Here is an 8,245-nt window from a genome sequence, read left to right as displayed (position 1 = left end):
CCGATGAGGCGGACCTGTCGGCGTGACTTGTTGAACGCAGCCCTCCGGAGATGAGGCTGCGTATGGGGCTATTTTTTTTCTAAATCATGCGCCGTAGGTGTGTATGAACCACTTCAGGGTGTTGAGCTCGTGTCGAGTCGCATGTGCGTTCGTGGCCCCGCTGTTCATCGCGGTGGGATCTGTCGGCGCAACTTCTCCTAAGGAGACACCGCTCCCCGTGTTTCAGCTTGAAACGGTGATTAAACTTGCCGTGGCGGGAAATCCCCTGATCGCCAAGGCGGAAGGAACGATCGATGAATCGCGTGGGAGGGAAATTGCCGCAGGAGCCTTCCCCAATCCGACGATTGTCGGGGGGACTGCCCGCGGTGCAATCCGCGATCCAAGCCAAGACATCGCTCGAACCGAATATTCGATTACGTTGCAGCAGCCATTCGAGTGGTACGGGAAGAGGCAGGCCCGGAAGGAAGCGGCGGAAGCGGCCACAGCGGGCGCGATGATGGGTCGGGATGAGGCGACATTGTTCGTGACGACGCAAACAAAGGTCGCGTTCTACAATTTGCTGCTGGCTCAACAAAGCGCAGAGATCGCGTTACAGAACGTGGAAACCGTCCAGACTTTGGCCAAAGCCGTCAGGGTCCGGGTTGAGTCGGGAGAAGGGGCGCAATTCGAATCAGTCAAGGCGGATGTCGAAGTGTTGAAAGCGCAGCAGGAGGCGACCAAGGCCAAGAGTTTCATTCAAGTGGAGCGCACCCATCTTAACGCGCTGACGAACGGGGCGCTGAGCCCTGTATTTCAGATCGAGGGAGAATTTCGCCAGCCTTCCCGGGGGCTGAAGATGCAAGACTTGACGACCAGGGTTCGCGTTTTTCATCCCACCATCCAGCGCCTGCGGAAGCTAGTGACGCAAGCAGATGCCTTAATTACGAGGGAAGAGGCGAGCATCGTGCCCGACGTCACGGTTTTCGGCGGCTATGCCAGAGAGATAGGGCGTGAAGCCGTGGTGGCAGGTCTGAGCGTGCCGACCCCTCTGTGGTATCGCCGGCAGGGTGAGATCGCGGCGGCAATGGGAACGCATCGGTATCAGGAGGCTGAATTGTTACGGGCACAGAACGAATTGACCCGCGCCGTCGAACAGTATCTCCAGGAGGCGGAAACAGCAACCGAGCGGATCGAGGTATTTGAAAAGGGCCTGCTCAACCAGGCGGATGAAGCCTTGCGCATCGCCAAACTGAGTTTTCGTGCGGGGGCGGCAAGCCTGTTGGAGGTGTTGGACGCGCAACGCGTGGCGCGCCAGATTCAATTCGAGTACGCGCAAGCCCGACGCGATCTGTCGGTTGCCCTGTCGAAATTGGAAGGGGCTGTCGGAGGTGCCTTATGAATGAATCCCGCAAGGTCTTTCCGGCGCGTCCCTCCGGGACTCTGTGGTTTAAAGTGGCAGGTGCCAAGACGGTCATGCTCGTGATGCTCCTGGCGATGTTCGGTTGCACACAGGAGTCCGACGGCAATGTGGCGCCCTCGAAACAGGCAACCCCTGAAGGCCTTGACACCTTGACCATTTCCGAAAGTGCGATTGAGCAAATCGGCATCGAAGTGCAGATGGTTGCCCGTGGAACCTTCCAGACCCATCGCGATTTCCCCGGAACCATCAAACCGAACGAAAATGCTTTAGCGGAGATCACAGCCCTGGTCCGTGGACGGGTTATCGAAGTCGATGCCGATCTCGGGAAAAACGTGGAGGGAGGCGAGCGATTGGCGGTGCTCTACAGCAAGGAGCTGGGCTTGGCCCAGTCGTCATTCCTGAAAGCGCATGCCAAGCTGAACGTTGCGGAACATGCGTTTGCCCGTGCCCAGTTCCTGTTGAAGGAGAAAGTCATCGGGAAAGGCGAATTTCAAAGGCGGGAAGGCGAGCTCGTCAGCGCAAGAGCGGAGGCAAAAGGGGCGGAGAATCACATGAAACTCCTGGGAATGACGGACAAAACCATTGCCGAAATCAAGCGGAATCAAGAAATTCAATCCTATGTGCCGATCGTTGCCCCGTTCGCCGGGCGCATCATACAGCGCAATGTCACAGCCGGCGAGGTAGTGGAGACGATGGAGAAACTGTTCGTCGTCGCTGACCTGTCGAAAGTTTGGGTGCTGGCCGATGTTCCTGAAAAAGACATCGGCTTCATCCAGAATCGCGGTGAAGACTCCGGCTCCGTCGATGTGCAGGTCTCTGCCTACCCAGGGGAATCCTTCCGTGGGAAGCTGGCCTACATGGGGGATGTCCTTGATCCGGCGACGAGAACGATGCGTGTGAGGGTCGAGGTGCCCAATCCCGATGGCCGGTTGAAGCCGGAAATGTTCGCCACGGTTCGGGTATTTTCGAATCCTGAACCGAATGCGATCGTGATTCCGAAGGCGGCGGTCCAGCAGGATCGAGGAGAGCCGGTCGTCTTCATCCGTTTGAACCCACAGCAATTCGGGCGGCGCGTCATTCATATTGCCGAGCGAGACGGCGAGAAGGTCCACGTGCGGTCGGGTTTGCGGGACGGCGAGGAGGTTGTGGTCGCCGGAGCCTATGTCCTCAAGTCCGAACTCGCCGCGCATCAGGGAGGAGCCGTCAGTGATTGATGCCCTTGCGGCATTCGCACTGCGCCACCGCGTTCTGATCGGAGCTCTGACTGTATTCACGGTTCTGGGAGGATTCTACGCGCTTCAAACGCTCTCGATCGATGCCTTCCCCGACGTCACGAACATCCAGGTGCAGGTACTGACCGAGGCGCCAGGTCTGTCTCCGGTAGAAGTAGAAAAGCTCGTCACCTTTCCCATCGAGTTGGAGCTGACCGGCCTTCCGGGATTGAAAGAGATCCGCTCCCTCTCCAAGTTCGGACTCTCGCAGATTACGGTGGTATTTGACGACCGTACGGACATCTATTTTGCGCGACAAGTCGTGCTGGAGCGGATGATCAAATCAAGACACAGTCTGCCCGAAGGCGTTCAACCAGAGCTCGCGCCGGTTTCGACGGGTTTAGGTGAAATCTACCAATATTATCTGGTCAGGCCAGGCCAGAACTACGACGACGAGAGTCCCAATCAGCAGATGTTGCGGCTGACGGCGGAACGGACCGTGCAGGATTGGGTCATCCGCCCGCTGCTCAAAGGGCTGCCAGGCGTGATCGATGTCAATTCACTGGGCGGCTTCGTGAAGCAATACAACGTCATTGTCGACCCCGTCAAACTCCGTAAATACGAGTTGACGGTTCACGACGTGTACAAGGCGATCGAAAACAACAATGCCAACGCCGGGGGGGGCATTCTCAACCGTCACGCCGACCGCTACATTGTCCGCGGGGTCGGCATGATCAAGTCGGTTGAAGACATTCAAGACATTGTGGTGAAGGAGCGCCGAGGCACTCCCGTGTTCGTTCACGACGTGGCCGAGGTCGCCATCGGTCATGCGGTACGCCATGGAGCAGCAGTCTTGAATGGAGAGCGCGAAGTGGTGTCCGGCACAGTGCTGATGCTGCGCGGTGGCAATGCGCGTGAGGTCGTCACCAAGGTCAAAGAACGAGTCGGTCAGATCCATCGCGAGCACATGCTCCCGGAAGGTATCCGCATCATGCCTTTCTACGACCGTAGTGATCTGGTCCATGCCGCGCTGACGACGGTGAGCAAGGCCTTGGTGGAAGGCGTATTGTTTGTCGTGGTCGTGCTCTTCATCTTTTTCGGTAATGCGCGCAGTTCCTTGATCGTCGCTGCGACGTTGGTGGTGGCGCCGCTTGGCACCTTCATCATTATGAAGCAGGTCGGGCTGTCGGCGAATCTCATGTCGCTGGGCGGGTTGGCGATTGCCATCGGCATGTTGGTCGACGGTTCGGTCGTCGTGGTCGAGAATGTCTATCGGCTTATGATGGAGGAGGAACATGCGCATCCTCGCCGCACTCGATGGGACGTCATCTTGCGCGGGGTGTCGGAAGTCGGGCGGCCGGTGGTCTTCGGGATTGCAATCATCGTGATCGTGTTCCTCCCATTGGTGTCATTGGAGGGTATGGAAGGAAAACTCTTTGCCCCGCTGGCCTACACGATCATGATCGCGCTGCTGGTTTCGCTCGTGTTGTCGCTGACCTTGTCTCCCGTGCTCTGTTTATGGGCACTGCGTCCGGGAGACGAAAATGAGACGCTTCCGATTCGCTGGGCGAAGCGGGTGTACGTTCCGGCTTTAGAATGGGCCCTCGCCCATCCGGTCGGGGTGTTGCTCGGCGCGACCGGTCTCCTGATCAGCAGTCTGTTGTTGGTGCCGTTTCTGGGCGGGGAATTTATCCCCACGCTCGACGAGGGTTCATTGACGCCGCAAGTGTTCCGCTTGCCGGATGTGTCGCTGGAGAATTCGGTGCGCATCGAAAAGGAGGCCCAGCGGGCTTTGCGCGAGTTCCCCGAAGTACAAACGATTGTCAGCAAGATCGGACGGTCGGAAATCGCCTCCGACCCGATGGAGCCGAACGAAAGCGATGCGATCGTTACTCTGTTGCCGCGTGACCAGTGGACCTCGGCGCACGACAAGGAGGATCTGGTCGAACTGATGCGGCGACGATTGGCTCAAATTCCCGGCATCGGCGTGATTATGAGCCAGCCGATTCAGGAGCGTGTAGAGGAACTCATCTCCGGTGTCAAAACGGAGATTGCGATCAAGCTCTTCGGTGACGATCTGCAATTGCTAAGGCAAAAAGCGGGGGAGATTGCCACAATTATGAGCCGTGTCGAAGGGGTGCGGGATATCAAAGTTGAGCAGCAGACCGGGCAGTCCTATTTGACGGTGGATATCGATCGTCGGAAAATCGCCCGGTACGGCATCAACGTGGCGGACGTTCAACAGGTCATTGAAACGGCTGTCGGGGGAAAACCGGCTACTCGAGTGTTGGAAGGCCAACGCCGGTTCAATGTGACGGTGCGTTTTCCCGAGCGGACCAGGAATAGCCCGGAAGCGATCGGCAATATCCTGATCGAATCGCCGTCGGGATCCCTGATTCCCATGGGTGAGTTGGCGAAGATTTCTTTGCGGGACGGGCCGGCGAAGATCAGCCGTGAAAGGGTTCGCCGCCGGATTTCCATTGGTTTGAACGTCGTCGGGCGTGACATTCAAAGTGTCGTCGAAGACGGGCAGCGGCAGCTCGCAGAGAAGGTGAAACTGCCGACTGGCTACTTCATCGAATGGGGCGGCGCCTTTGAGAACATGCAGCGGGCGATGGCTCGGTTGCGGATCATCGTGCCGATCACGATTCTCCTGATCTTCTTCCTTCTGTTCTCCTCCTTCAATTCCCTCCGGCACGCAGGATTGATCATCGCCAATCTTCCTCTTTCATTCATCGGAGGCATTGTCGCCTTATGGCTGACCGGGCAGTACCTGAGTGTCCCCGCTTCTGTCGGATTTATCGCTCTCTTCGGGGTCGCGGTACTGAACGGGATTGTGCTTGTGTCCTATATGAATAAGCTCCGGCATGAACAGCTCAATCTTCGGGAGGCGATCGTAAGGGCCTGTCACCTGCGATTGCGTCCTGTGCTGATGACGGCGCTCGTGGCGTTATTGGGGCTCCTGCCCTTGGCCTTCGCCACAGGAATCGGTTCGGAGGTACAACGGCCTCTGGCGACAGTTGTGATAGGCGGACTGGTAAGTTCTACACTCCTCACTCTTGTTGTCCTCCCTGTGTTGTACAATTTGATCGAGAGCAAACATTCATTACTCAGTAAGAGTCGCCAATCCGGTCCGGTTGTCCCGGTTGTGTCGGGCGGATTGCTCGGGGCTCGGGACAACGATTCCGTAGGATCCAATTGACTTCCTTCTTTGCTCTCTCTTTGTTAACGTAATAAGCGGAAAGGATTGTGTGAAGTATCTAAGGTCTACATAATAGGTCCTGATGTGTGTAAGTAAGCGGGAACTAATCTATGGAAGCATTGAGCGTCGAAACGTTGTTGGGGCTGGTGGGGCTAGTGATTCTCGTCGGCCTCGCGGGGGAAGTCGGCTTTAAGAGAACTGGAATTCCAAGCGTCCTGTTTCTTATGGGGCTCGGTGTCCTGCTCGGTCCCGTACTCGGGTTTGCCGATGCCTCAAGCATTGGCTTTCTGGCTCCCTACTTCGGGACGCTGGCCCTCCTGATTATCCTCTTCGACGGCGGGTTGAATCTGCAATTCATGAAGGTCTTGCAGGAAACCCCGCTGGCCCTGCTTTATTCCATTCTCGTATTCAGCGGCTCGGTTCTCGGCGTGGCCATGGTCTATGTGTGGGGACTTGGCGGACAGTGGCGCCAGGGGCTGTTGCTGGGGGCGATCCTCGGGGGAACCGCAGCCGCGATCATTCTTCCGGTTGTGTCGAAGTTGCCGTCACTCCGTGAACCGACCAAGGTCCTGGTCAGTTTGGATTCCGCCTTTTCTGAAGTCTTTGTCGTCGTGATTGCATTGGCGCTGATGGGATCCTTCACGCAGATCGGAGGGAAATTCGGCGTCGTTCGGGAATTGTTTCACTCGTTCTTCGACGCACTGGTTCTGGCCGCGTTGGCCGGTGCCGTGTGGGCAAGGTTGTTGACGTGGCTGGCCGGACAGACATTGTCGTACATGCTCACGCTCGCGGCCATCCTGGTACTGTATTACGTCGCCGAGGTACTGGGGGCGAGTGGTGCCATCACGATTCTTCTTTTCGGGCTGGTGCTGGCCAATATGGAAAGTCTGGCCGGCCGACTGGTACGGCCCCTTCGGGTGTTGATCGGGTACGAGCTCGATAAAGCCAAATTCGTGCTCGATGAGTTCTTGAAACGGATCAATGAAGAGTTGGCATTTCTGGTGCGAACGTTTTTCTACGTGTTGCTTGGCCTGATCGTGGACTTCTCACGGTTCGATTGGACTACTGCCATGTGGGGATTAGTGTTCTTTGCAGTTGTGGTGGGGGTGCGGATCGCCGTGACCTATGGGATCGGCATCGCGACGAAAAGTTGGACTACGAAGGAACGGCTGTTGATTGCTGCCATGATGCCTCGAGGGGTGGCGACGGCCGTGATGGCGTTCTTGCCAGCCAGCGCCGGGATTCCCAATACCGAGAACTTCCCCATGTATGCGCTGACGGTGATCACGCTCGGAGTCGTCTTTATGACCCTGTCTATGGCGGGCTATCGACACTTGATAGGTGACGAGCAAAAGGCACCGGCCCCGTCGCTGAAAGTTTCTGAGGCAAGGTCGTAAACGGTTCGGAACTTCCTGTCATGTGCCGCCTCGGTTAATCATGTTTCTTTTCTGAAGGCTGCTCACAGCGTTTCATCCTTTCTCTCTGCACGAGCTGTTTCGGGATTGACAGCTCGTGCATTCGGCGATCATTTTATAATTTGATCACAACCTTCTAGCTGCACGACCCTATGAGGGAGAACTGTCCGATGGGGGAGTAATTGTGGGAGATCTCGGATTTTTTGCGGCCCTCCACTTGTGAAAGCTGCCAGGCTTCGGCATATTATGACAGGAGTGGATAGGAGCTTGTATTTCCTGCCTCGGTGTCCGGAGTTTCAATGAGGTCTCACCCCTGAAATTAAGAGGATCCCCTTTCGATTGTTACGAATTTCCTGTGAATAAGGGTGGAACTTAAGCGGCGCATTTAGTATTGTCGTTATGGGGCCGGATAATCGTGCGGAACCATGGAAAGGAGGGTGCCCTCGTGATGATGCGCAATTTTTTTCTCATTATCTGCCTTTCATGTGCATGGGCCCTGACGTTTATGGAGTCTCCGGTTGCCGCCTATGAAGAGATAACAGTTTCAAATGGCGGTACGGTGAAGGGCACGGTCACTCTCACGGGTGACGTCCCTAAACCAAAAGGCTATAACTTGACGACCCTGCCTGATGCAGTCTACTGCGGACGGATCTCGGACGGGAGGGGTTGGCGACTTCTTCAGCCGTTTGACGTTGGTGAAAGTGGAGTGTTTCGTCAGGTCGTGGTATACATCGAGTCCATTGAAAAGGGGAAGCCTTTCGCTGAGGCAAAGCCGCCTCGCATTGAAGCGGTCGACTGCCGCTTCCTCCCGTTCGTGAATCTAGTGCGTGACGAGCGTGATGTGGTCGTCGTAAATATGGATCCCGCGATGCACGATATTCAAGCGTACGAAACCTCGCATCTCGGGCCTCGAGTGCTCTTCAACGTGCCGTAGCCGATCAGCAAACGTTATCCTAACCAAGCAGGGCTCAGCGCACATTTTTCTAAGCATTACGAGGGTGAGCCAGTTACCCAGCGT

Annotated in this window: 5 protein-coding genes; all 5 read left to right on the top strand. The window is 56.5% G+C overall.

Annotation, left to right across the window (positions count from 1 at the left end; translation table 11 throughout):
- Nucleotides 1–217: 217 nt before the first annotated feature.
- The 5 genes from ACWVCN_RS09965 to ACWVCN_RS09945 all read left to right on the top strand — a co-directional run bounded on the left by ACWVCN_RS09965 (nt 218) and on the right by ACWVCN_RS09945 (nt 8,161).
- Nucleotides 218–1,378, top strand: a complete 1,161-nt coding sequence (locus ACWVCN_RS09965; protein WP_455245488.1) for a TolC family protein — start codon at nt 218–220, stop codon at nt 1,376–1,378.
- On the top strand, nt 1,375–2,613 hold the full coding sequence (locus ACWVCN_RS09960) for an efflux RND transporter periplasmic adaptor subunit (RefSeq protein ID WP_455245487.1): 1,239 nt from the start codon (nt 1,375–1,377) through the stop codon (nt 2,611–2,613). Before ACWVCN_RS09965 ends, ACWVCN_RS09960 begins: the two co-directional genes overlap by 4 nt.
- Nucleotides 2,606–5,812 (top strand): efflux RND transporter permease subunit, encoded by a 3,207-nt coding sequence (locus ACWVCN_RS09955; protein WP_455245485.1) that lies wholly within the window; start codon nt 2,606–2,608, stop codon nt 5,810–5,812. Before ACWVCN_RS09960 ends, ACWVCN_RS09955 begins: the two co-directional genes overlap by 8 nt.
- Nucleotides 5,813–5,922: 110 nt before the next feature.
- Nucleotides 5,923–7,209 carry a cation:proton antiporter domain-containing protein gene (locus ACWVCN_RS09950; RefSeq protein WP_455245484.1) on the top strand — a complete coding sequence of 429 codons (1,287 nt, stop codon included), beginning with the start codon at nt 5,923–5,925 and terminating at the stop codon, nt 7,207–7,209.
- A 466-nt stretch (nt 7,210–7,675) separates the two neighbouring features.
- Nucleotides 7,676–8,161, top strand: coding sequence for a hypothetical protein (locus ACWVCN_RS09945; RefSeq protein WP_455245482.1), 486 nt, complete (start codon nt 7,676–7,678; stop codon nt 8,159–8,161).
- Nucleotides 8,162–8,245: the final 84 nt, after the last annotated feature.

The organism is Petrachloros mirabilis, assembly GCF_975968855.1.
Note: the sequence above shows the minus strand (reverse complement) of the source record. Positions and strands in the feature narration are given on the sequence as shown.

Bases quoted from the DNA above. Each gene is read 5' to 3' on its own strand.
- ACWVCN_RS09960 (WP_455245487.1), top strand. From the start codon at position 1,375: ATGAATGAATCCCGCAAGGTCTTTCCGGCGCGTCCCTCCGGGACTCTG.
- ACWVCN_RS09950 (WP_455245484.1), top strand. From the start codon at position 5,923: ATGGAAGCATTGAGCGTCGAAACGTTGTTGGGGCTGGTGGGGCTAGTG.
- ACWVCN_RS09945 (WP_455245482.1), top strand. From the start codon at position 7,676: ATGATGCGCAATTTTTTTCTCATTATCTGCCTTTCATGTGCATGGGCC.